Source organism: Pseudalkalibacillus hwajinpoensis, assembly GCF_039851965.1.
In the GTDB taxonomy this organism is placed as follows: domain Bacteria; phylum Bacillota; class Bacilli; order Bacillales; family Guptibacillaceae; genus Guptibacillus; species Guptibacillus hwajinpoensis_E.
The window spans coordinates 2966011-2986732 of record NZ_CP156674.1 but is presented as its reverse complement, the minus strand read 5'-3'; the positions used below and the strand labels follow the sequence as shown (position 1 = coordinate 2986732).

Here is a 20722-nt window from a genome sequence, read left to right as displayed (position 1 = left end):
GGGGCTTGAGATGACAGATGAAGAATTAGTCATTGCAATGTCCAGGGGAAATCAAGCTGCCTTCGAGGCATTTGTTCATCGCTATCATGCTCCATTACTTGGTTACCTTGAGAGAATGCTGCGCGATCGGAAAAAAGCAGAAGATGTCGTACAGGATACGTTTCTTAAACTCATTAACCAGCTTAAATCCAAGAAAATACCTGACAAAGTGAAACCATGGCTATACCAGGTGGCAACGAATCAGTGCCGAGATTACTGGAAAAGCTCAGGTTATAAATCAGAAAAACAGATTCTCGACAACATACCAGATCAACCTGACCATGAACCCTCCGTTGTTGAACTATTTGAGAGACAGGAAGCAAGAAAGGAATTTCTAGAAAAGCTTGATACGTTATCAAGTACACAGAGAGAAATCGTCTACCTGCGCTTTTATCAGGAGCTAAAATATCAAGAAATCTCAGAAACGCTTGAGTTACCACTCGGTACTGTGAAATCGAATTTGTTCCATGCTTTAAAGAAACTGAAAGTATCACTAGAACGAAAGGAGGAAGTTAGCCATGCGAGACATCGATCTTGAGTTAGATAATTTAGAAGACGAAATGGAACAGCCTCTCAAATCATATTTAGCAACGTCACCACGTTCTGAAGATACCCAGAAGCTCATCATTTCCCTTCAGGATTCCTTTGATGACCTTAAACCATCGCAAATCGAGTTTGACTTTGATACTGAACCGGAAAGACCTTCCTTGTATAAACAGTGCTTGAATCAATTTCGCTCGTACCACTGGGCTTACTGGTTAATTAGTCTACTTATCTTTACGATGTTAACGATAATCTCTTCAGGATCTATTGACTCCGAGAGTATGTTTCCTGTGGTCGTACCGATTTATCTCCTATTTAGTGTGCTTTATAGCTACAAAACGTGGAATAGAGAAATGCGAATGGTTGAGTCAATAACTCCTTTTCCACCAGCATTATTGCTACTAAGCAAGTTACTCGTTGTGCTAACCGTTAATATTGGATTTAGCCTTGTTTCGACAATTTTTATTGTTTCAGGGAATCCCTATACGGACCCACCTTTGTTTCTTTTGCACTGGTTTGCTCCATTGCTTTTCTTAACAGGGCTTCTCGCCTTCGTCATGTTTCACAAAGGGATAATCGCAGGATTCGTCGCAGCACTTGCTGGATGGGCCGTAACATTCTTATTACTGCCGCTCATGCTTTTCGAAGCATCTGGGATGGCGACTCAACAGGATCTACTATTTGTCAGTTCTCACCTTTTAATCTTAAGCCTTGGCGTAATGATGTTATTCTTATCTTACCGAAAAAGTTTGCACCTACAATATATGTGAGGTAATCATAATGATTTCAATTAGTCACTTAAAGCATACTCGAAAAAATTTCCGCCTATCCATCCCTGAGTTAACCCTTACACCAGGGATTACGATTTTAGTTGGTAAAAATGGGGCAGGGAAATCCACTTTCCTTCAACTTCTAGCTACCGCTCTCAAGCCCCAGCAAGGAACCATTGAATATGGTGGAAAGACAACCGATAAGTCTCTACCATTTATTCGAAAGCATATTGGGTTTCTTCCAACAGGGATCGAATTGTACGATGAGATGAAAGTAAGTCGATTCCTTACCTATATGTGTGAATTAAAGGGTGTGTCCAATCCGCAAGCAGTTGACCAATCGATAGTGGCACTATCGATTGAAAATCTCAAAAGGAATAAGATTAAAACGTTATCTCAGGGAATGAAGCAGCGGATCGGTATTGCACAGGCACTGCTTGATTGTCCACCCATGCTCCTACTTGATGAACCATTAAATTATCTAGATAGTCACGAACGAAAAAATGTTGTATCGCTTTTGTCTCGTTACGCAGGGAATAAACTTGTCGTCATTGCGACACATGAATTAAACGAATGGGAAGAACTCGCAGATGATGTCATCTGGCTACATGAAGGAAAAATGCTTTATCACGGATCAATCAACTGCTGGAAGAACCAGCTACCGGATCGAATCTGGCAGGGAAAAGTCTTGCCAGAAAAGATGGCGCTTCTTGATCAAGACCGAATCATCCATATCAAACGGAGAGACGGCAGCATCTTTCTTAAATACATGCATCCATCAAAGCCATTTGAGCATTTTACTGAAATACCACCCCGGATAGAAGATGCCTATTTCATTCGAAAAAAAGCATGGGAAAACGGTCGTTAATCCGTCCCATGCTTTTTTTCACAAATCTTTTCTCGTCATTTTGTCACCTTTTCAGTTTTTACTTCAGTTTGTTTCCAGTTCGTTGTGTATACATTAAAGAGAGATTCAAGCTGGTTTACTAATCCCAGTGCTAGAAGACCATTACCCTCTGCTTGCCTTGAACATCCGATTGGAATCGTCCGTTTAATAAGCTGCGAATAGATTTCAGCTTCACTAAGTGTTCGGTTGAAGTCACGTTCAGAAATATTTATCAATAGTGCAAGTGCACCAGAGACATGCGGAGCTGCCATCGATGTACCAGAAAGCACGGCATATTCTCCCTTAAGATAAGTGGATAAAATATCGACACCTGGAGCGATAAGATCAATTTCGTTATTCGTGTTTGAGAATGGAGCGAGCGTTCGCTGAAATGAAGCAGCTCCTACTTCAATTACTTCATTGTAAGCACCTGGATAGGCATATTCAGAAGTATCTTCCCTGGCATCCCCTTCATTTCCCGCCGCACAAACAACTGAAATATTCCGATTAACAGCTTCCTTTATAACATCGTGTAGTTCTGGGAGATCTGTTGGTCCTCCAAGCGACATCGAAATCACGTTTACTCGCTCTCCATCCGGACCCTTCCAATCGATTGCATAGCGAATACCATTAATAATAGACTCATAAGATCCACTACCAACGCCGTTAAGTACCTTCACAATAACGAGATTAGATTCAGGAGCAACTCCTGACAAACCATTTTCACCACTCATCGCTGCAATCGTTCCTGCAACATGTGTGCCGTGCCCGTTGTTATCATCATACTTATCAGATGAACCACCGTAATCAGCAGTAAAGTTCTTACCATCAATAATTCTCGATTGGAGGTCCGGATGATCCACCTGACATCCGGTATCTATTACTGCAACGACTTTCCCTTTTCCTTTTTGTGACGCTTCCCATATGGCCGGGGCTTGAATCATTTCAACTCCGTTTGGAAGAGCATCAACCTGTTGAACGACAGCTTCTACTTTAAACGGAATTAACCTCATTTCACTCATGATTTATCCCTCCCTCTCTTTTAACAGAATTATCTGATAAAAACGCAAGGTTTGTCCAGTTCCATATGGGCCATTTTCCCATTTTTTCATTCTTTTAATTTCGTACATTTGTACTAGTTGGAGAAGACGATGCTTATTCAGTTAAACCGAATTTCTCTTCCCCCTTGTCATAGATATATTGTTTAAAAACGGCATATTCTGAAAATCCTAGTTTCTTTACTATAGGTTCAGAAGTGCCCTTTCTAGCCTGCATTACAGCTACCTTGCATCCCCTTTTCTTGGCTTCAACCAAGCGCTTAGCAACCATTCCACGGTAAATTCCTTTACCTTGATATGTCGGTAGTACTCCCGCTCCATTTAAATAGAGCACTCTCCCATCTGCACTGTATCGATAATTTGAATAACCAATTGATTTGTCACCATCGAGAGCAATCATGTACCCTCCACGACGGTCCGAGAACTTTATATAATTCATCCGCTCTTGAAATGCTGCTTTTCTAGCCGTTTCATTATAGTTCCAAATTTCAGTTGCTACTTGAACATGTGCCATCACATCTTCTACTGTACTAACCTCTCTAAATGTGTAAGCTGACACCGGTTCGTACTCATAATCAAGTATCTTAGCTAGCCCCGAATAGGTATCAAAGTGCTTCATTCCATGATGAGTCAATACCCTTTCAAAGCGATCTGATTCGTGATTCATTTGCAACCACCAGGAGAACGGAGTGTTCTCAAAAAAAGCAAACACCTCATCAATTTCCTCATAACTCTTCTCAAACCTGACCACTTTGTTTGCTTAGAAACTGGCGGATTTTTCATTTTTTATGATCACAATGTCATCTTTTTGAATATAGTGAATAGATTCAGGTACAAGAGTTTCTTCATAATCCCATTGAATCGCTTCAATTGCCTTGATCATTTGTAAATCATTCATTGTGATCCTCCTAAGAAATTGACATCATCTGTTTATTAACTAATCTGTCACATCTGAAATCTGAATTGTGATTAAAACACATAAACTCGGGAGATACTGGGAATGAAAAAAAAGGATAAGGAGGTTGTGCTCATGGAAACAAATCAGCTAAGGAAAGCGCTCGAACAACGGAGACATTATTATATTTCAAAGCTGATTGAAGCAGGTGCGTATTCAGCTGCTGATCGTCATCTTTATCAGTGTACGCTGACAGATCTTGAAAAAGAGTACAAACAACTCTCCAACTATTAACTTAACAAAACGTCAAGAGATTCGATCAGAGTCTCTTTTTTTATGTAATCAAAAGTAAATTCAAATGTATAAAAAGGCTATGGGATGGTGAGAATGGTGCTATAGAATTGAAACTAGCAAAAAAGAAAGGATGAATGAAATGAATAAAGCAGAATTGCTGTCAACTGTTGCGGAGCGTGCTGAAATGTCAAAAAAAGATACTGCAAGAGTGGTAGACACATTGATGGATACGATTGCTGAGGCGCTTGCAAAAGGTGAGAAAGTTCAACTTGTAGGCTTTGGTAACTTTGAAGTAAGAGAACGGTCTGCCCGCAAAGGCCGTAATCCGCAGACTGGTGAGGAAATCTTAATTCAGGCTTCAAAAACCCCTGCCTTTAAGCCAGGGAAAGCCTTAAAAGAAAAAGTAGTCTAATAATGAAACTTCTCATCAGATGGACTTCATCCCTCTGATCGTTAGTTGAACCAACCACACCTTTAGAGGCAATGGGAAAATTATTGAAAGCTGGGCCTCTGCGGTCCCAGCTTTTCTCATGAGGAGAATAAAATGGACTATATTAAACTCATTAAATATAGTGTCACTTTAGCTACAATAATCATGCTAATCATCTTCTACTATCGTATGGCTAAAAAGAAATAGCGCTCGTTTAGAGCGCATCTAATTGTTTGCGTAATTTGTTGTACCAGCTTTCCGAAAGCTCTGTGGCAAGCATCGCCTGTTCAAGCCCTTTGTAATCAGAGCGATCATGGTAGGTTAGTCGATTTATGAGTGAAACAGTCACATCATGAGTTGGGCGATTTTCAATCCTAACGTCGTCCCCTTCTTTGACATACCCTTCTTCAAGCACTCGCAAGTAATAACCGCTATACCCATTCTCCATTACAAAAAGATGCATGTTATCAATTTCAAATTTTTTCGCAAGTTTGTAGCATGGCTGCCGCGGTAAACTTACCTGCACGGTAATTTCCCCAATACGGTAAACGTCGCCAATGCGTGCTTCATTTTCATCTAAACCAGATATCGTAAAATTTTCTCCGAAAGCTCCAGGAACTAGCTGACGTCTGAGCTTCTCTTCCCAGAAGGAATAGTGATCGCTCGAGTAAACGCAAATCGCTTTCTCCGGTCCCCCGTGATGAACTAAATCCGACTGTGCGTCACCTTCAACCTGAACACTGGAAACATAAACAGCTTCTTTCACTGATTGTTTATAAATTCCTGTTTCAATCTGTTTCCCCTTGTACTCTGTTTCAATAGGCTTTCCTACGTTCACGCTTACTAATTTTGGCATCGCTCCACCCTCCTCACACCTTATTTTAGCACATGAGATTCAAGTCTAAATACGATCAAATAAACGAAAAAACAGCCGTTAGACGACTGTTTAAACGTGTTTATTATCAATTCGCTTTTCTATTTCAGCAAGTTCCTTTTCATTCTTTAGAAGTTCTGCTTTATTCTGATCTACAAGTTGTTTAAAAGTTAATTTTTTCAGCTTTTTCAACAAAATTCACCAACTTTCCCTCTGCATGAGTACATTATACAACAGAAGCATGTCAGATAAGTTAACAAACTATTAAAATTTTGTGAAAATTTACACACATTTCAGTTTATGAATGTTTATTCTTTTTTATAACTTGAGTTAAATGATTTACCACTTAACCCATAGAAAAATAAGTGTAAAACGTCATCCAGAAAATCCTCTCGCTGTGACCAGGTTTCTGCTGGAACACGTTGTACCTCAGATTTTAATGCATTGAGATATAGCATCACTGCTTCGATCGACAAAGAAGTAGTGATTTCACCGCGCTCTCGGGCTCTTTCGAGTACTTGAATAAATATCGGGAGAGTTTGCGTTTGATAAAAATGATCAACATATTCTTTCAGTTCTTCATCTGAAGTTAACATTTCCTCGAGAAAAGAAGGATCAAGACTCTGAACAGCCTGATGCTTCTGAAATATAACCATTTCAATAATTTCAGAGAAAGTATAGTCTTCCCGGGACATCTCTTTAAACGCAGTAAATTGTGTGTTCATATAATCCTTTATAACCTCTCGCACAAGTTCTTCCTTGCTAGTAAAGTGATTATAAATGGTTACTTGAGATACATTCGCATCCTGAGCAATATCACTTATTTTCACTTTCTTCACACCCTCTTGATTAAACAGCTTAAAAGCAGAAGTCATAATATCTTTTCGTTTCTGTTGTTTACGCATTTCAAATCCATTCATTTTCATCACCACCCTAACTATACCATTTAATGAACTATTTATTAAATTTTAGTTCATTAAATATTGATTAATTTTGACCAGTCATTTATGATAAAAATGAAATATATAATTAATTATAGTTCAAAATTTAACTGAGGGGGAAACCTCAATGATTGAATTAAATGGATTAACAAAGAAATTCTCAAATGGAAAAGGGATTTTTGATGTTACATTTTCCATTTCAAAAGGCGAAGTTTTTGGTTTTCTTGGGCCGAATGGTGCTGGAAAGTCTACAACAATTCGCCATTTAATGGGATTCATGAAACCATCAAGTGGCTCTGCATCAATCTCTGGTTTGGATACGTGGAATGACGCTGCAAAGATACAGCATAAGGTAGGATATCTTCCCGGTGAAATCTCTTTTCTAGACGGTATGGATGGATTGGAATTTCTTAGATTAGTAGGTGGAATGAGGGGTCTTAAAAATACGGACTACCGCGATGAGCTCATTCATCGGCTTCAATTCGATGTCAAAACACCAATTCGTAAGATGTCAAAAGGAATGAAACAGAAAGTAGGCATTGTCGCTGCTTTTATGCACCAACCTGAAGTTATCATTCTCGATGAACCTACTTCAGGTCTTGACCCTCTTATGCAACGAATTTTCATTGAAATTGTTACTGAACAAAAGGAAAAAGGGACAACATTTTTAATGTCATCTCATAGCTTTTCAGAAATTGAGCGAACGTGTGATAGAGCGGCCATTATCAAAGATGGAAAGATTGTCGTCGTTGAAAATATCCATGATCTGCAGCAGAAGCAACGCAGGATATTTGATGTTACATTTGGTTCAATTGAGGAAGCTGGAAAGGTGAAGCTGAGCGGTTTGGAGGTAGTCTCTCTTAGTGAGAACCGTGCTGAAATTGCTGTCCAGGGAGATTATAATCAATTCATTCAAGCACTCAGCTCCTATCATATTCGAAACATTGATATTCACGAACAGAACCTTGAAGAGGTATTCCTCAATTACTATGATAGGGAGGCAGATCAATCATGAACATAACACTTTATGCAAAGATGCTTAAAGTGCATGCGAAATCAATTTCAAGTTATGCAATTGGATCTGCTCTTTATTTACTGTTGATCATTGGCATCTATCCTTCCATCGCAGATGCGCCGGGCCTTAATGAACTAATGGAATCTATGCCTGATAGTTTTCTCGCAGCTTTCGGAATGGAAGGTGGCTTTCAACATGTTAGTGATTTCATTGCTGGAGAATATTACGGATTATTGTATATCGTTATCCTTTCGATCTTCTGTTTAATGACCTCTTCTCAGCTCATGGCGCGACATATTGACCGCGGCTCGATGGCATACATTCTAGCAACACCGAACTCCAGAACAAAAATCGCTTTTACACAGGCATTTGTACTCCTTACAGGGCTTCTCATCATCGGCTTAACGACGGCGTTTGCAGGTGTTGTTGGCACTGAAGTCTTAATCGACGATAAACCTTTTGAAGCAATGACTTTTATGAAAGTAAACCTTGTTGGTATTCTGTTGTTCTATGCGATTTCTGGTTATTCGTTCCTTTTCTCTTCCTTATTAAATGATGAAAGACAGGCGCTCGGAATATCAGGGCTATTAACAATTGTTTTCTATGGCATGGATCTTGTAGGTAAAATGAGTGATAAGCTCGATTGGTTGGTGAACCTTTCCCTTTTTGCTACATTTAGACCAGTTGAAATCGCAAGAGGATCAGTCGACATTTGGCCCTCAGTCACGTTCCTTCTTCTTCTCGGAACTTTTCTTTATGGCCTAGGAATCTTTCTCTTCTCTAAAAGAGACCTTCCTTTATAATATGACGATGGAGGCATGCATTTGAATTATGTAAAAGAACTTCGCAACCTGGTCGGACACCGTCCCCTCATTCTTGTTGGCGCAGTGGTTTTGATTTTTAACGCTAACAGAGAAATCCTCCTGCAACAGCGGAATGAACGGAATAAGAGATGGGGATTACCAGGGGGGCTAATGGAGCCAGGGGAATCTACTGAAGAAACAGCTACAAGAGAAACATTTGAAGAAACGGGCTTAACTGTGCACAACCTTAACCTCTTTAAACTTTACTCAGGAGAAGAATTTTTCACAAAAGCGGATAATGGAGATGAGTTCTTCTCTGTTACGACTGCTTATTATACAGATGAGTACTCAGGAGCAATTAAGCTCACTCAGGAGAGCCTCGCATGTGAATACTTTTCCTTAACGAACCTACCCGAAAATATGGTAGGTAGCCATCGACGTATGATTATTGATTATTTCAATGATCATGGATGAAATGAACTTAAAAAAGCAGTGGAGATCGCTCTCCATTGCTTTTTTTGGTGCTTTTTTTCAAATTTCTTAATTGACCACTTTGTATATTCTTAGTATACGAAATAACAGATTCCCTTATCTCCCCAATTCCCTCCTTATACTCATCTACCTATTTCGACCTAATTTTCATCTCCCCTTCGAATTCTGTAAGGTTATGTTAGAATAAGAGGGTTGTTTTTCGGAAATGAATCTTTGAATCTATCAATTAATATTACATAGGGATGTGAACATTATGAAGAAGTTATTTCTGTTGCTACTATTAGCTTTGATTGCTACTATCGTTACCGCTTGTTCTGAAACAACATCCACCTCCACCGATAATAAGATGGATGGAAAATCTGAACAGCAAGCATCAAACGAAGGGGAGAAGAAAGAGAAAAAACCCCAACCTTTTGAACCACTGACACCTTCCAAAGACGCCAAACCCTTAAAGGAAACAATGTCTGATGAAGAATTAGCTAAGATGCCAGTCGTTGAAGCACATGGAGAGGACCGAACAAGGAATACACCTGTTGGTCAAACGTTAATTGAAGGAAAAACTGATAAAACAGAAGGGCTTTTGAAGAATTACCGCCTTGTCGCCTATTATGGACAACCAAACTCTACCAAGATGGGGATTCTCGGTGAGATGGAGCCAGATGCTTTGATGGCAAAGTTAAAGGAGCAAACGCAGGCGTATTCAGATGCTGATCCCTCTCATCCGGCCATACCAACAATTGAGCTGATCACGACGATCGCTCAACGTGATCCTGGACCTAACGGGTTATACTATCATATGACATCAGAAGAGGATATTGACGAATACGCGAAGCTCGCTAAGGAAAACAACGCCTTGCTGATGCTAGACGTTCAGCTCGGCCGTGACACCGCTCTTCATCAGGTACAGTTGCTTGAAAAATGGCTGAAGCTTCCTTATGTTCACGTCGCAATCGATACGGAATTCCACGTCGATGAGGGTCAGACGCCAGGCGTTGATCTCGGTAACGTGGATGGTTCTGAAATTCAGGAAGCCGTCGAATATGTATCAGAATTCGTAGAAGAGAATGATTTGCCTGACAAAATCATCCTTGTCCACCAGTTCACCGACCATGCAGTCACAAACAAACATAAAATCAAACCTACCGATAACGTTGAAGTTGCCCTGAATTTCGACGGTTACGGGGACTATGCCACTAAAATGTCCCTCTACCGCAAGTTCGTCCGTGATGAAGCAGTACAATACGGTGGCTTTAAGATTTTTTATAACAAAGACGAACCAGTCCTGACACCATCAGAAGTCTTGCAGCTCGATCCAAACCCCGCGATTATTAATTATCAATGAAGAATGTTTAATCAGAAACTCAAAATTAAAATTGAATAAACCCGATGGATCGTTGTAAAGTCGCATCTCAATCTATTTTGGATTGAGATGCGACTTTAGTTTGTAGCGAGGTCTAAATTAACTAAAGCTCCACTAAAATTAAACAATCTATTTTCTTCCTACAGTTGCTATCTATTCCCTAATAGGTATATTAATTTTGCTTTGAGCCACCATAAATATTGGAGGTGATGCACATGGATAAGAGAACAAATAACAAGGAAGTCATCGAAAATAAGAAATTGAATAAGAGCTCCAATGGCTTAGGTGTTGATCAAGATGAACAGGAAATGAATGGATTATACGGGATGTTAGAAACTAAGCAGGAAGATAGGATTCATGATTCAAAGTAACAAAAAGTGTAGGCATAGCTGTAAAGTTGTGCTTACAAATTCAAACACATCTGCGTCGTTAGCACACGCCATGATTTTATTCTTAACACCATTCTCTTCTTTTGCATGGCATGAGAATGTTTCCTTGCCTTCCAAACGCTCATCTTGATGTTCCTTACCACTTAACAACTTTAAAAAATTCACCAGCCTAAAACTTACAAACCTAGCTGTTTAACTTGATATCCTAATGGGAAACAGCTATGTAAATTCGTTTAAAGCGGACACGGATTAGTTTATGATGAGAAAGAAAAGTTTAATGATGAATTGCTAAAACTGTTAAAATAATTAACCAACAGGGCTGTATGCTGAGAGGCAAATGGTCCTGTTTTTTGATCCAGTGATTTCGAATTTTTGTGAATTCAGTTCGTGATATTGATCTCTTTCTTGTATCGTTCAACATTAAAATTCATATGCTCCATTCCTTTCTTCACAGAAAAAAATTTCGTGTTAAATATGATGGAATAATGGGAAGAGTATAGATGGATGTTTTTTTAAGACTAGAAACAAAAACAAAAAGGAGTGAATAACATGAACAACAGTCAATTCGACAAAATCAAGAACGGTAAAGGGTTTATCGCTGCGCTCGACCAAAGTGGCGGTAGCACGCCAAAAGCATTGGCAGAGTACGGCGTGCTTGAAGATTCTTATTCTGGCGAGGACGAGATGTTTGATCGGGTACATCAAATGCGGACCAGAATCATCACATCCCCTGCCTTTAGTGCTGATCATATACTTGGCGCTATCCTATTCGAGCAAACGATGGATCGTGAAATTGAAGGCAAATATACAGCGGATTATCTTGCCGATAAAGGCATCGTCCCTTTCCTGAAGGTGGATAAAGGACTAGCGGAGCAGGAAAATGGCGTCCAGCTCATGAAACCAATTCATGATTTGGATGAGACTCTACGCCGTGCCAACGAACGAAAGATTTTCGGTACTAAAATGCGCTCTGTGATCCATGAGCCGAATACAAGCGGGATCAAGGCTGTAGTGGACCAGCAATTCGAAGTTGGAAAGCGTATAGTCAACTCCGATCTGATCCCAATTATCGAACCGGAAGTTAATATTCACAGTGAGAATAAGGAAAAATCCGAAGAAATTTTGCGGGATGAAATCATCAAACACCTGAATGACTTATCGGAAAATGAAAACGTGATGCTGAAGCTCTCGATTCCAACGAAAGCCAATGCATATAAAGAATTGATTGAGCATCCGCGTGTTATACGTGTTGTCGCTCTCTCAGGCGGCTATTCCCGTGATGAAGCAAATGAGAAGTTGAAAGAAAATGATGGTCTAATTGCGAGCTTCTCTAGGGCATTGGCTGCTGACTTAAATGCCAATCAGTCTGAGGAAGAGTTTAATAAGGCGTTGAAGAGTGCGGTAGATACGATTTACGATGCTTCTGTTAATAAAAAATAATCGTATAAGCTTTGATGGATAGATAATTCATTATAGACAAACTGAAAAAAACCTTTATGGCAGGACTTATGCCGCAAATGGGACATGAATAGCAGTAACAAGCGTGAAGCACTATTCAAAGTAATACGAAAGAGAGGGCCTCCGGATTTCGGTGGCCCTCTCTTTCGTTAATCTAACCTACTCTTCACCTAAGTCAACATTATGATAGACCTGTTGCACATCTTCCAATTCCTCTAGTGCATCTATCATTTTTAAGAACTGCTCCTGATCTTCATCTGGAAGCTCGACATCATTTTGCGCGAGCATTGTCAGTTCTGCAACGGTAAATTCTGTAGTCCCTGCGTTTTTAAATGCTTCTTGAACCGCATGGAACTGATCAGGTTCAGCATACACAATAACGACCTCATCTTCTTCCATAATGTCACGTAGATCAAGATCCGCTTCCATTAAGAGTTCAAGAACCTCGTCCGCTGTCTTTCCTTCTATCCCAAATACAGCTGTTGCATCAAACATGTAGGCAACAGATCCGTTCACACCCATGTTACCACCGTTTTTCCCAAATGTGGAACGGACGTCTGATGCTGTCCGGTTTACATTGTTCGTCAGCGTGTCGACAATAACCATTGACCCACTCGGACCAAACCCTTCATAACGAAGAGTATCATAATTTTCATCTGCTCCGCCTTTTGCCTTCTCAATAGCACGATCAATAATCGCTTTAGGGACATTGTACGTTTTTGCACGTTCAAGAACCAATCGTAGTGCCTGGTTTGAAGCTGGATCAGGTTCTCCCTGCTTTGCTGCTACGTAAATCTCACGTCCGAATTTTGCATAGATACGACTAGTATTCGCATCTTTTGATGCTTTCTTTTCTTTAATGTTATTCCACTTTCGCCCCATACTATTTCACTCTCTTCTACAATTATCTCTTCCATGACAAAGTTCACATTACTAGTTATACGTCTCTTCAATTATACCATATTTCACAGTTAAAATTCGGTTATGAGAATCTGTGCTCCTCCTTATCTGTTTTGGTAGAGTAGAAAGAATAGTAAGATGAAAGAAGAAAGAAGAAAGAGGTGATGAGGATGAAGCAAAAGAGGTTACGAGAATTTGGTGTGATGATTGGTGAGTTAGAACCTGGAACGAGGAATTCCATTACTGATGTGGAAGGAGTGACGGTTGGCCATACAACTCTGAGCGAGGGCGAAATTCAAACTGGCGTGACGGCCATACTCCCTCATCAGGGGAATACCTTTCAACAGAAGCTACTTGCTTCAAGCTACGTTCTTAATGGCTTTGGAAAAACAATGGGGACAATCCAAATGAACGAGCTTGGCACGCTTGAAACACCGATTATTTTGACGAACACGTTGAGTATTGGAACTGCAGCAGATGCATTAATTGATTATATGCTTGAGCGCAACCCTGAAATTGGGAGTACGACAGGTACGGTGAATCCGATCATAGGTGAGTGCAATGATATGTTCTTAAATGATATTCGGGCGCGTTCTGTTTGTCAGCATCATATACACGATGCCATCGCTAATGCTTCTTCTATAACGGAAGAGGGATCAGTCGGCGCCGGCACAGGCATGTTGTGCTATTCATTAAAAGGAGGGATAGGTACTTCTTCAAGAAAGATCACCATGCAGCATGCTACATATACGATCGGCGTATTGGTTGTGACCAATTTTGGAATTCTTCGTGATCTGGTTGTAAACGGGAAGGCTGTCGGACAGGAGCTAAAAGAAGCCCTACTTCAATCGTGGAATGAAAAAGATAAAGGTTCAGTCATGGTGATCGTTGCTACAGATCTTCCCGTCTCTGAACGCCAGCTTCACCGGATTATTAAAAGGGCATCCACAGGCTTAGCACGAACAGGTTCAATCATCACAACCGGCAGTGGGGAGATCATCATCGGCTTCTCAACAGCTAACAAAATTCCTCATCAGTATGGTCTGACCACACTACCCATTGAAACTATACACGAAGAAGAGATTGATACTGCTTTTCGTGCAGTGGGAGAAGCTACGGAAGAAGCGGTCTTAAATTCACTCGTCACAGCTACTCACGTTGTTGGCCGCGATGGGAATGAAAGGCCATCACTAAAGGACTTACTTGATCAATTTAATATTAAACTTACGTAAGAAGCGGCCTGTCATTATTTTGACAGGCCTACTTCTTCGGCCCACTTATCCTAACACTCGACATTGAAATTATTGATCATCTATTTCTAACTTCTCCTTTTAACCTGATTCTTCTCAGAAAAATGGTGTTATTTGTAAGCTTACTCTTTATACTATAAAAATATCTATATAACAGTAATCGAATCAAAGGGGCTTCATCTATGTTATCCAATCAAAGACACCCTAGAGGAGTTATGTCCTCATTCACCTTAAGTCATATTCACCTGCGAAATCCAAATGCAATTATGTGGTGGTCAGCCCCCTGCCCGGATTTGGTCATATCATGCTATGCAAATATTTACTTGGCTCCGTGTTAATTCTCTGGGAATTTATTCTCAATACACAGGCGGGACTAAATTTAGCAGTAATTTATTCCTTTACAGGCCGCTTTGATCTTGCAACTCAGGTTCTTGATACTCGCCTGGCACTTCTTTATATCCCTATCTACTTTTTTGCAATTTGGGATAGTCGACGAATTGCAATCGATTTGAATAAGTTTGCGATTTTGGCTGAACGAAAAGGATCAACACTTCAACAAATTAAAATTACCTCTCTTGAAGTGAATTATTTATCGATTCGAAAACCAATCTACACTGTTATCTGGAGTTTTCTTTGTCCTGGCCTCGGTCATATTTATATTAATCGGTTATTTACTGGACTTTATGCAGTAAGCTATTTTGTCATTTGTGTTTATTTCTCTAATGTACTCCCAGCTTTGCTTTACTTGATTGAGGGCGGTCTCAAGCAATCTGTTGCAAGCATTAATCCGGAGTGGTTTCTATTCCTTCCTTCTCTGTATGGCTTTAGTGTCAGCGATTCTTTTACTAACGCTATTGAATACAACCGACTTTTCAAAATGGAACAGGCCCAGTATTTAGAAAATACGTTTCAACCAGCAAGCTTTCCTTTACACGTCATGTTCAAGAAAGAGTGATGTTATGTTTATCGTTTCTTCTTTTAATCATAATGTGTCACTTGAACTCGCCCTCATTGACCTTGAATAAAGCGGCATTTCTAATAATCGGATTCTCGCTATCCCTCTCGTAAAACAATCGAATCATCAGCAAGGCCTTTTGCATGGAAATGTATCTAACCGAATTGACTCTCCCATGGGCTGGGGTACTGCTATTTCCGTCATCAGCTCTGCAGTTGGATTTATCTTAAAATGGGGACCCATCATCTGGGGATTAATTGGTTTTGTCATCGGCGTCCTTCTCGGCTTTTTAATCCAATTCACTCTACATAAAGTAAAGAATAAAAAAGGAAATAACACAGAAGTATTTGTTCTCATTCATTGTACAGAAGAGGAAGTGGAAGGAATAAAAGAGTTGCTAAGGACCCATCAGACGCTTGGTATGGCAATGGTCCATCATTTAAAAGAGAGCTAATAGAATCTTCTACCTGGAACTTCGATATAACTCGTTCAGCCCCATGATCCATTGATTACGATGTATAACCTCCTGGGTAGGGTGTGATCGACCGATTTCTTTTGGATCGGTCCTGCAGATAATATTTTCTAACGCTTCTGAAGAGTAACTGATCTGTCCATGTCCAAGAAAGCCTGTTGTTCCATGCACTTCAACAACATCTCCTTCCTGGAAGTTCCCCATCACTTCCTTAATCCCATTATGAAGCAAGCTTTTTCCATTCGATACAAGTGCTTCTTCTGCCCCTTCATCAATCCTGATTTTACCCGAAACCGCAGAATGCATCGCAATCCACTGCTTTTTAATCGTGACGGATGACACCCCCGCCGTAATGTATGTGCCATCACCCTGTCCAGAGAGGATCTTATGAAATTTATGTTGTCCTGATTCTTTCCCAATGAAAACTGGTACTCCAAGAGTTATCGCAGTCTTCGCTGCAAGTAATTTGGATTTCATTCCTCCGGTGCCTCCACTCGTCCCCGCTCCCCCAGCATTTTCAATCATCTTAGCACTAATATCGGTTAATTCATTGAACTTTTTGGCATCAGGGTTCGTTCTTGGATTCGATTCATAGATTCCGTTAATATCTGTTAAAATAAACAGGTGATCGGCATGAATAAGACCACTAACGAGTGCCGAAAGCATATCATTATCTCCAAATTTTAACTCTTCAGTTGAAACCGTATCATTTTCATTAATAATTGGCATTACGCCTCTTTCTAATAACTCTGAGATCGTATCAAACGCATTTCTATATTGAGCTTGATTGGAGAAGTCGGGTCGGGTCAGCAGAATTTGGGCTACCGATAGATTCATTTGTTGAAATTTCTCAATATAAGATTTAATCAGTAAACCTTGACCAAGTGCAGCTGCAGCCTGTTTCCCTTTCAGTGTAACTGGTCGAGCCGGGTACCCAAGCTCTTTGAATCCAGCAGCTACAGCACCAGAGGAGACAAGGAGTACCTCATGCCCCTCGTGACGTAGAGATGTAATCGCATGAATATGATCATCTAATTTGTCGTGATCAATTTCTCCCCTGCCATTCGTTAATGAACTGCTTCCAATCTTAACCACAATTCGTTTCTTTCCCATGATACATCTCCTCGAATTTATGCATCCTGTCCCTCACAGCACAAAATGAAATTTTTAAAATTTTAACACATAAATAGAATTCTGTGTTATATTTCTTCTCCGCTTATTTCATATCGTTAAAAAAGACCAACTCAAAATTGAGATGGTCTTCTTCAACGCATGTTCTATAAATCATCAAATCCATTATCATCAGACACTTTTGTATACTGACGCGATTTCTGCTCGAAAAAGTCACTTTTTCCAGCATTCACGTCCGAGTAAGCTTTAATCCAGCGTATTGGATTTTCTCGATGTCCTTCAAAAGGGCGCTCAATGCCGAGCTGGTTAACCCGTTTATTCGCCATAAATTTAATGTAGTCACTGAGCTCGTTCATTGTAATACCAGGAAAGCGATTTCCAATGATATAGTTACCCCATTTTATTTCAAGATCGGCCGCCTTCTGGAACGTATTTGTAATAAAGCTATGATTTTCCTTCGTATTTAATTCAGGGTGCTCGTTGAACAGTTCCTTCACAATGTTTACAAAAAGCGTCACGTGCAGCTGTTCATCTCGGTTAATGTAATTAATCATTGTTGAGGTTGATACCATCTTTTGATTTCGAGCTAAATTATAAAAGAAAGCAAATCCTGCATAAAAGAACAACCCTTCTAGAACAATATCGTACACAATCGACTCAAAAAATGTTTGTGGTGAAGGATTTTGTACAAATTGTTCGTATCCGGCTGCTATAAATTCGTTCCGTTCTAAGAGAACGTCGTCGTGCTTCCAGTATTCGAAAATACGATCCTGTTCCTGTTTATTTACGATGGATGATAACACATAGCTATAAGACTGGTTATGCACCACTTCCTGAAAAGAAAGAACCTGCATCAGTGCCGAAAGACTTGAATCTGTTAAATAATCCGCTACTTTACTTGAATAATCAGTCTGAATGGAATCGAGAAACGCGAGTAATCCAATAATTTTCTTAAACGTATCCTGTTCCTCTTCGGATAACGACTCCCATTGTTTGACGTCTGAAGACATATTAATTTCAAAAGGAGTCCAGAAGTTTCCTAGCATATTTTTGTACATTGGATAAGCCCAGTTGAAACGGACATCATCCCAGTTCAAAACATTTGAACTTTCTCCATTGATAATCCCAGTCGATCCATTTGGCGCACTAATGTCATAAAGCTTTCGTTTCTGTAACGTACTCATCTTATCCCTCCTTTAGCTAGCACAGCTATCACAGTCTTCAATTTCAACCGAAGTGCTTCTCGTATAATAAGTTGTCTTCAACCCTTTTCGCCATGCTGTCATGTGAATGTGAAGAAGATCCTTTGCTTTTATCGTACTTTGCACATAGATGTTAAAGGAAATCGATTGGTCAATGTGGCGCTGACGTGCTGCATTCTGCTCAATACTCCATAGCTGGTCAATATGATAAGCAGACTTATAATACCAGGTCGTAGCTTTCGATAAGTCAGGAGCCGTAACCGGGATTTTGTAATTCTTCTTCTCCTCTGAGTACTCTTTTTGAAAAATCGGATCGATCGATGCTGTTGATCCTGCGATCAAGCTTGTAGAACTGTTGGGGGCAACAGCAAGCAAATATGCATTTCGGACACCGTTTTTCTGAACTCTAGCCTGTAGCTTCTGCCATTTTTCATCATAGTAACCCCTGGATGCGAAATAATTCCCGTTCTCCCAATCTGAACCTTTGAAAAGTGAATATGGTCCTTTCTCCTCCGCCAGCTCTTCAGTTGCTTTAATCGTGAGATAGTTAATCGTTTCATATAGTTCATCAGCATAATATGCTGCTTCATCGCTCTCCCAGACAATGCCTTTCTTAGCAAGTAAATGGTGCCAGCCGAACGTGCCAAGACCAATGCTTCTATATTTTTCATTCGTGAGCTGTGCCTGAGGGACATCGATGGTATTGATATCAATCACGTTATCAAGCATCCTTACCTGGATTGGGATTAATCTTTCAAGCACATCAGCTGTAACGGCACGACCTAAATTAATGCTCGATAGATTACAAACTACATAGTCACCAGGGGCTTTTGTAATGATGATCTTTCCATCTTTGGTCACTTCTTCTTCCACAGTCGTCGCACTCATATTCTGCATAATTTCAGTGCATAGGTTCGAGCCATAAATCATGCCAGCATGCTTATTCGGGTTCGCGCGGTTAACGGTGTCACGATAGAACATATAAGGGGTCCCTGTTTCTAATTGAGATTTCATAATACGCTTCATAATATCAATCGCAGGTACTGTTTTCCTTGAAAGTTCAGGGTGGTTCACACACTGTGCATACTTTATACGAAATTCGCCTTTTCCTTTTTCCTTATCATACGAATCTTCAAGTGAGAAACCCATCACTTTTCTAACTTCGTGCGGATCAAACAAGTGCCATTCTGCTCGTTCTTCCACTGCCTCCATAAACAAATCAGGAATGCATAGTCCTGTAAAAAGATCATGTGTCCTCATCCGTTCATCACCATTGTTTAGCTTTGCATCAAGAAATTCAAAAATATCGCTATGCCAAACATCAAGGTACACCGCGATCGCTCCTTGGCGCTGACCGAGTTGATCCACACTCACTGCCGTATTATTTAATTGTTTCATCCATGGAAGCACGCCAGAGGAATTTCCTTTGAACCCTTTAATGTCACTACCGCGAGAGCGAATTTTACCAAGATAGGCGCCAATCCCTCCCCCATTTTTTGAAACGGTTGCAACATCCGTATTGCTATCATAAATACCACGAAGACTGTCATCTACCGTATCAATAAAGCATGAACTAAGCTGACCATAGCTTTTCCCTGCATTCGAAAGGGTTGGTGTCGCAACTGTCATATATAAATGTGATAAAGCCCAATACGCTTCTACAATAAGGTCCGTTCTTTTTTCTTTTGGCTCATTCATCATAAGTGTCATCGCAATAACGAGAAATCGCTCCTGTGGAAGCTCATAAACATTCTTCTCATGATCAGTCGCAAGATACCGATCAGCAAGCGTGCGTAGTCCGATATATGTAAAAAGGTTGTCTCGTTCTGGAACAATCAACTGTGCTGCCGTTGTGATTTCCTCTTCTGTATAAGAGGTCAATAGATTTTGATGATAAATCCCCTCTTTTGTCAGCTGCTGCAAAAGACGATAGAAGTTTCCCTCACCATATACGTAAGAATCCCCGCGGTTTCTAAGTGATTCTTTATAGAGCGTTTGTAGATGAACAGAAGCTGCTACATATGTCCAGTTAGGTTCTTCAGCCGTGATTCTCTCAAGTGCATTTAGAACCAGTACATGTCTTATTTCTTCTTCAGAATTTGTTTCGGTTATGCTATTAGATGTTTTCTCGAAAAATCTTTCACTGTTAAGAGATGGAAAATTCTCTATAATCTTTCTCACTTCTTTTAAGCTTTCCCGTTCATTCAGCACCATGCTCATAGTAATCTCTCCTTTTTAATCAACATAAAAGGCTCACTCTGCATCGAGTGAGCCTTGGAGAAAACGACATAAAAAGAATACAAAACACGCATTCAGTCTGCCATTTCTCACCCTCAATCCCCGAAGAATAGAAACGTTTTTGAATACACGGCAGGTCTACTGGCTTGTGCTTCTTCCTTGGCAAGCCTTCCCGGAAAATTCTCCAGTGGCATTTTGCCTCGTCCACACGACAGTTGCGGGGACAGCTCCGGATTCAGACCGGATTCCCTTTCAAGTCGTTATACGACACCGCATACTCAAATATTCAGTTAAGGGGAAAATACCCCATATATAGTATACCAAAAC

At 40.2% G+C, this 20722-nt stretch carries 24 protein-coding genes and 1 riboswitch; of the genes, 14 read left to right on the top strand and 10 right to left on the bottom strand.

The window, feature by feature from the left end; genetic code table 11:
* The first annotated feature begins 10 nt into the window (after positions 1–10).
* From ABFG93_RS15470 to ABFG93_RS15460, 3 genes are read left to right on the top strand one after another with little or no spacing between them, the layout of a single operon-like run.
* On the top strand, positions 11–577 hold the full coding sequence (locus tag ABFG93_RS15470) for an RNA polymerase sigma factor (RefSeq protein ID WP_347548917.1): 567 nt from the start codon (positions 11–13) through the stop codon (positions 575–577).
* Complete coding sequence (locus ABFG93_RS15465) at positions 558–1352, top strand: hypothetical protein (RefSeq protein ID WP_347548916.1); 795 nt, start codon at positions 558–560, stop codon at positions 1350–1352. The genes ABFG93_RS15470 and ABFG93_RS15465 overlap by 20 nt, the downstream gene beginning before the upstream one ends.
* 10 nt (positions 1353–1362) lie before the next feature.
* Entirely contained in the window at positions 1363–2220 is an 858-nt protein-coding gene (locus ABFG93_RS15460; protein WP_347548915.1) for an ABC transporter ATP-binding protein, read from the top strand.
* 35 nt (positions 2221–2255) lie between these two features.
* Here the strand turns inward: ABFG93_RS15460 and ABFG93_RS15455 are convergent, their stop codons facing one another.
* From ABFG93_RS15455 to ABFG93_RS15445, 3 genes are all read right to left on the bottom strand, one after another.
* Positions 2256–3260 carry a S8 family peptidase gene (locus ABFG93_RS15455; protein ID WP_347548914.1) on the bottom strand — a complete coding sequence of 335 codons (1005 nt, stop codon included), beginning with the start codon at positions 3258–3260 and terminating at the stop codon, positions 2256–2258.
* 133 nt (positions 3261–3393) lie between these two features.
* Complete coding sequence (locus ABFG93_RS15450) at positions 3394–3963, bottom strand: GNAT family N-acetyltransferase (protein ID WP_347548913.1); 570 nt, start codon at positions 3961–3963, stop codon at positions 3394–3396.
* A gap of 93 nt (positions 3964–4056) precedes the next feature.
* On the bottom strand, positions 4057–4194 hold the full coding sequence (locus ABFG93_RS15445) for a hypothetical protein (protein WP_347548912.1): 138 nt from the start codon (positions 4192–4194) through the stop codon (positions 4057–4059).
* Positions 4195–4326: 132 nt separating this feature from the next.
* On the opposite strand from ABFG93_RS15445, the gene ABFG93_RS15440 reads away from it, so the two are divergent.
* The gene (locus ABFG93_RS15440) at positions 4327–4485 is read left to right on the top strand and encodes a Fur-regulated basic protein FbpA (RefSeq protein WP_347548911.1); all 159 of its coding nucleotides are present in this window, start codon (positions 4327–4329) and stop codon (positions 4483–4485) included.
* Between the two features lie 139 nt (positions 4486–4624).
* Positions 4625–4897 carry an HU family DNA-binding protein gene (locus tag ABFG93_RS15435; protein WP_347548910.1) on the top strand — a complete coding sequence of 91 codons (273 nt, stop codon included), beginning with the start codon at positions 4625–4627 and terminating at the stop codon, positions 4895–4897.
* Between the two features lie 232 nt (positions 4898–5129).
* Here ABFG93_RS15435 and ABFG93_RS15430 read toward each other — a convergent pair whose 3' ends face one another.
* The 3 genes from ABFG93_RS15430 to ABFG93_RS15420 all read right to left on the bottom strand — a co-directional run bounded on the left by ABFG93_RS15430 (position 5130) and on the right by ABFG93_RS15420 (position 6709).
* Positions 5130–5771 (bottom strand): MOSC domain-containing protein, encoded by a 642-nt coding sequence (locus tag ABFG93_RS15430; protein ID WP_347548909.1) that lies wholly within the window; start codon positions 5769–5771, stop codon positions 5130–5132.
* Between the two features lie 90 nt (positions 5772–5861).
* Positions 5862–5984: an FbpB family small basic protein gene (locus ABFG93_RS15425; protein ID WP_347548908.1), complete on the bottom strand. Its 123-nt coding sequence runs from the start codon at positions 5982–5984 to the stop codon at positions 5862–5864.
* Between the two features lie 113 nt (positions 5985–6097).
* Positions 6098–6709 (bottom strand): TetR/AcrR family transcriptional regulator, encoded by a 612-nt coding sequence (locus ABFG93_RS15420; RefSeq protein WP_347548906.1) that lies wholly within the window; start codon positions 6707–6709, stop codon positions 6098–6100.
* Between the two features lie 148 nt (positions 6710–6857).
* Here ABFG93_RS15420 and ABFG93_RS15415 point away from each other — a divergent pair, with 148 nt between their 5' ends.
* From ABFG93_RS15415 to ABFG93_RS15390, 6 genes are all read left to right on the top strand, one after another.
* On the top strand, positions 6858–7745 hold the full coding sequence (locus ABFG93_RS15415; RefSeq protein WP_347548905.1) for an ABC transporter ATP-binding protein: 888 nt from the start codon (positions 6858–6860) through the stop codon (positions 7743–7745).
* Positions 7742–8548, top strand: a complete 807-nt coding sequence (locus tag ABFG93_RS15410; protein ID WP_347548904.1) for an ABC transporter permease subunit — start codon at positions 7742–7744, stop codon at positions 8546–8548. The genes ABFG93_RS15415 and ABFG93_RS15410 overlap by 4 nt, the downstream gene beginning before the upstream one ends.
* 21 nt (positions 8549–8569) lie before the next feature.
* Positions 8570–9022 (top strand): NUDIX hydrolase, encoded by a 453-nt coding sequence (locus ABFG93_RS15405; RefSeq protein ID WP_347548903.1) that lies wholly within the window; start codon positions 8570–8572, stop codon positions 9020–9022.
* Between the two features lie 271 nt (positions 9023–9293).
* Positions 9294–10382: a hypothetical protein gene (locus ABFG93_RS15400; RefSeq protein WP_347548902.1), complete on the top strand. Its 1089-nt coding sequence runs from the start codon at positions 9294–9296 to the stop codon at positions 10380–10382.
* 233 nt (positions 10383–10615) lie between these two features.
* Entirely contained in the window at positions 10616–10771 is a 156-nt protein-coding gene (locus ABFG93_RS15395; protein ID WP_347548901.1) for a DUF4021 domain-containing protein, read from the top strand.
* 567 nt (positions 10772–11338) lie between these two features.
* Complete coding sequence (locus ABFG93_RS15390; RefSeq protein WP_347548900.1) at positions 11339–12229, top strand: fructose bisphosphate aldolase; 891 nt, start codon at positions 11339–11341, stop codon at positions 12227–12229.
* A 177-nt stretch (positions 12230–12406) separates the two neighbouring features.
* Here ABFG93_RS15390 and ABFG93_RS15385 read toward each other — a convergent pair whose 3' ends face one another.
* Positions 12407–13129: a YebC/PmpR family DNA-binding transcriptional regulator gene (locus tag ABFG93_RS15385; RefSeq protein WP_347548899.1), complete on the bottom strand. Its 723-nt coding sequence runs from the start codon at positions 13127–13129 to the stop codon at positions 12407–12409.
* 188 nt (positions 13130–13317) lie between these two features.
* Between ABFG93_RS15385 and ABFG93_RS15380 the strand changes: the two genes are divergently transcribed.
* From ABFG93_RS15380 to ABFG93_RS15370, 3 genes are all read left to right on the top strand, one after another.
* Positions 13318–14379, top strand: a complete 1062-nt coding sequence (locus tag ABFG93_RS15380) for a P1 family peptidase (RefSeq protein ID WP_347548898.1) — start codon at positions 13318–13320, stop codon at positions 14377–14379.
* A gap of 322 nt (positions 14380–14701) precedes the next feature.
* Positions 14702–15352 carry a hypothetical protein gene (locus ABFG93_RS15375; RefSeq protein WP_347548897.1) on the top strand — a complete coding sequence of 217 codons (651 nt, stop codon included), beginning with the start codon at positions 14702–14704 and terminating at the stop codon, positions 15350–15352.
* Positions 15353–15491: 139 nt separating this feature from the next.
* Positions 15492–15806: a hypothetical protein gene (locus tag ABFG93_RS15370; RefSeq protein WP_347548896.1), complete on the top strand. Its 315-nt coding sequence runs from the start codon at positions 15492–15494 to the stop codon at positions 15804–15806.
* 9 nt (positions 15807–15815) lie between these two features.
* Here the strand turns inward: ABFG93_RS15370 and proB are convergent, their stop codons facing one another.
* The 3 genes from proB to ABFG93_RS15355 all read right to left on the bottom strand — a co-directional run bounded on the left by proB (position 15816) and on the right by ABFG93_RS15355 (position 20377).
* Positions 15816–16937 (bottom strand): glutamate 5-kinase, encoded by a 1122-nt coding sequence (gene proB / locus ABFG93_RS15365; RefSeq protein ID WP_347548895.1) that lies wholly within the window; start codon positions 16935–16937, stop codon positions 15816–15818.
* A gap of 164 nt (positions 16938–17101) precedes the next feature.
* Entirely contained in the window at positions 17102–18139 is a 1038-nt protein-coding gene (locus ABFG93_RS15360) for a ribonucleotide-diphosphate reductase subunit beta (protein WP_347548894.1), read from the bottom strand.
* A gap of 12 nt (positions 18140–18151) precedes the next feature.
* Positions 18152–20377: a ribonucleoside-diphosphate reductase subunit alpha gene (locus tag ABFG93_RS15355; protein WP_347548893.1), complete on the bottom strand. Its 2226-nt coding sequence runs from the start codon at positions 20375–20377 to the stop codon at positions 18152–18154.
* A 132-nt stretch (positions 20378–20509) separates the two neighbouring features.
* Positions 20510–20685, bottom strand: a riboswitch (cobalamin riboswitch).
* Between the last annotated feature and the right edge of the window lie 37 nt (positions 20686–20722).

Bases quoted from the DNA above. Each gene is read 5' to 3' on its own strand.
- ABFG93_RS15470 (WP_347548917.1), top strand. From the start codon at position 11: ATGACAGATGAAGAATTAGTCATTGCAATGTCCAGGGGAAATCAAGCT.
- ABFG93_RS15465 (WP_347548916.1), top strand. From the start codon at position 558: ATGCGAGACATCGATCTTGAGTTAGATAATTTAGAAGACGAAATGGAA.
- ABFG93_RS15460 (WP_347548915.1), top strand. From the start codon at position 1,363: ATGATTTCAATTAGTCACTTAAAGCATACTCGAAAAAATTTCCGCCTA.
- ABFG93_RS15455 (WP_347548914.1), bottom strand. From the start codon at position 3,260: ATGAGTGAAATGAGGTTAATTCCGTTTAAAGTAGAAGCTGTCGTTCAA.
- ABFG93_RS15450 (WP_347548913.1), bottom strand. From the start codon at position 3,963: ATGAATCACGAATCAGATCGCTTTGAAAGGGTATTGACTCATCATGGA.
- ABFG93_RS15445 (WP_347548912.1), bottom strand. From the start codon at position 4,194: ATGAATGATTTACAAATGATCAAGGCAATTGAAGCGATTCAATGGGAT.
- ABFG93_RS15440 (WP_347548911.1), top strand. From the start codon at position 4,327: ATGGAAACAAATCAGCTAAGGAAAGCGCTCGAACAACGGAGACATTAT.
- ABFG93_RS15435 (WP_347548910.1), top strand. From the start codon at position 4,625: ATGAATAAAGCAGAATTGCTGTCAACTGTTGCGGAGCGTGCTGAAATG.
- ABFG93_RS15430 (WP_347548909.1), bottom strand. From the start codon at position 5,771: ATGCCAAAATTAGTAAGCGTGAACGTAGGAAAGCCTATTGAAACAGAG.
- ABFG93_RS15420 (WP_347548906.1), bottom strand. From the start codon at position 6,709: ATGAATGGATTTGAAATGCGTAAACAACAGAAACGAAAAGATATTATG.
- ABFG93_RS15415 (WP_347548905.1), top strand. From the start codon at position 6,858: ATGATTGAATTAAATGGATTAACAAAGAAATTCTCAAATGGAAAAGGG.
- ABFG93_RS15410 (WP_347548904.1), top strand. From the start codon at position 7,742: ATGAACATAACACTTTATGCAAAGATGCTTAAAGTGCATGCGAAATCA.
- ABFG93_RS15400 (WP_347548902.1), top strand. From the start codon at position 9,294: ATGAAGAAGTTATTTCTGTTGCTACTATTAGCTTTGATTGCTACTATC.
- ABFG93_RS15395 (WP_347548901.1), top strand. From the start codon at position 10,616: ATGGATAAGAGAACAAATAACAAGGAAGTCATCGAAAATAAGAAATTG.
- ABFG93_RS15390 (WP_347548900.1), top strand. From the start codon at position 11,339: ATGAACAACAGTCAATTCGACAAAATCAAGAACGGTAAAGGGTTTATC.
- ABFG93_RS15385 (WP_347548899.1), bottom strand. From the start codon at position 13,129: ATGGGGCGAAAGTGGAATAACATTAAAGAAAAGAAAGCATCAAAAGAT.
- ABFG93_RS15380 (WP_347548898.1), top strand. From the start codon at position 13,318: ATGAAGCAAAAGAGGTTACGAGAATTTGGTGTGATGATTGGTGAGTTA.
- ABFG93_RS15375 (WP_347548897.1), top strand. From the start codon at position 14,702: ATGCTATGCAAATATTTACTTGGCTCCGTGTTAATTCTCTGGGAATTT.
- proB (WP_347548895.1), bottom strand. From the start codon at position 16,937: ATGGGAAAGAAACGAATTGTGGTTAAGATTGGAAGCAGTTCATTAACG.
- ABFG93_RS15360 (WP_347548894.1), bottom strand. From the start codon at position 18,139: ATGAGTACGTTACAGAAACGAAAGCTTTATGACATTAGTGCGCCAAAT.
- ABFG93_RS15355 (WP_347548893.1), bottom strand. From the start codon at position 20,377: ATGAGCATGGTGCTGAATGAACGGGAAAGCTTAAAAGAAGTGAGAAAG.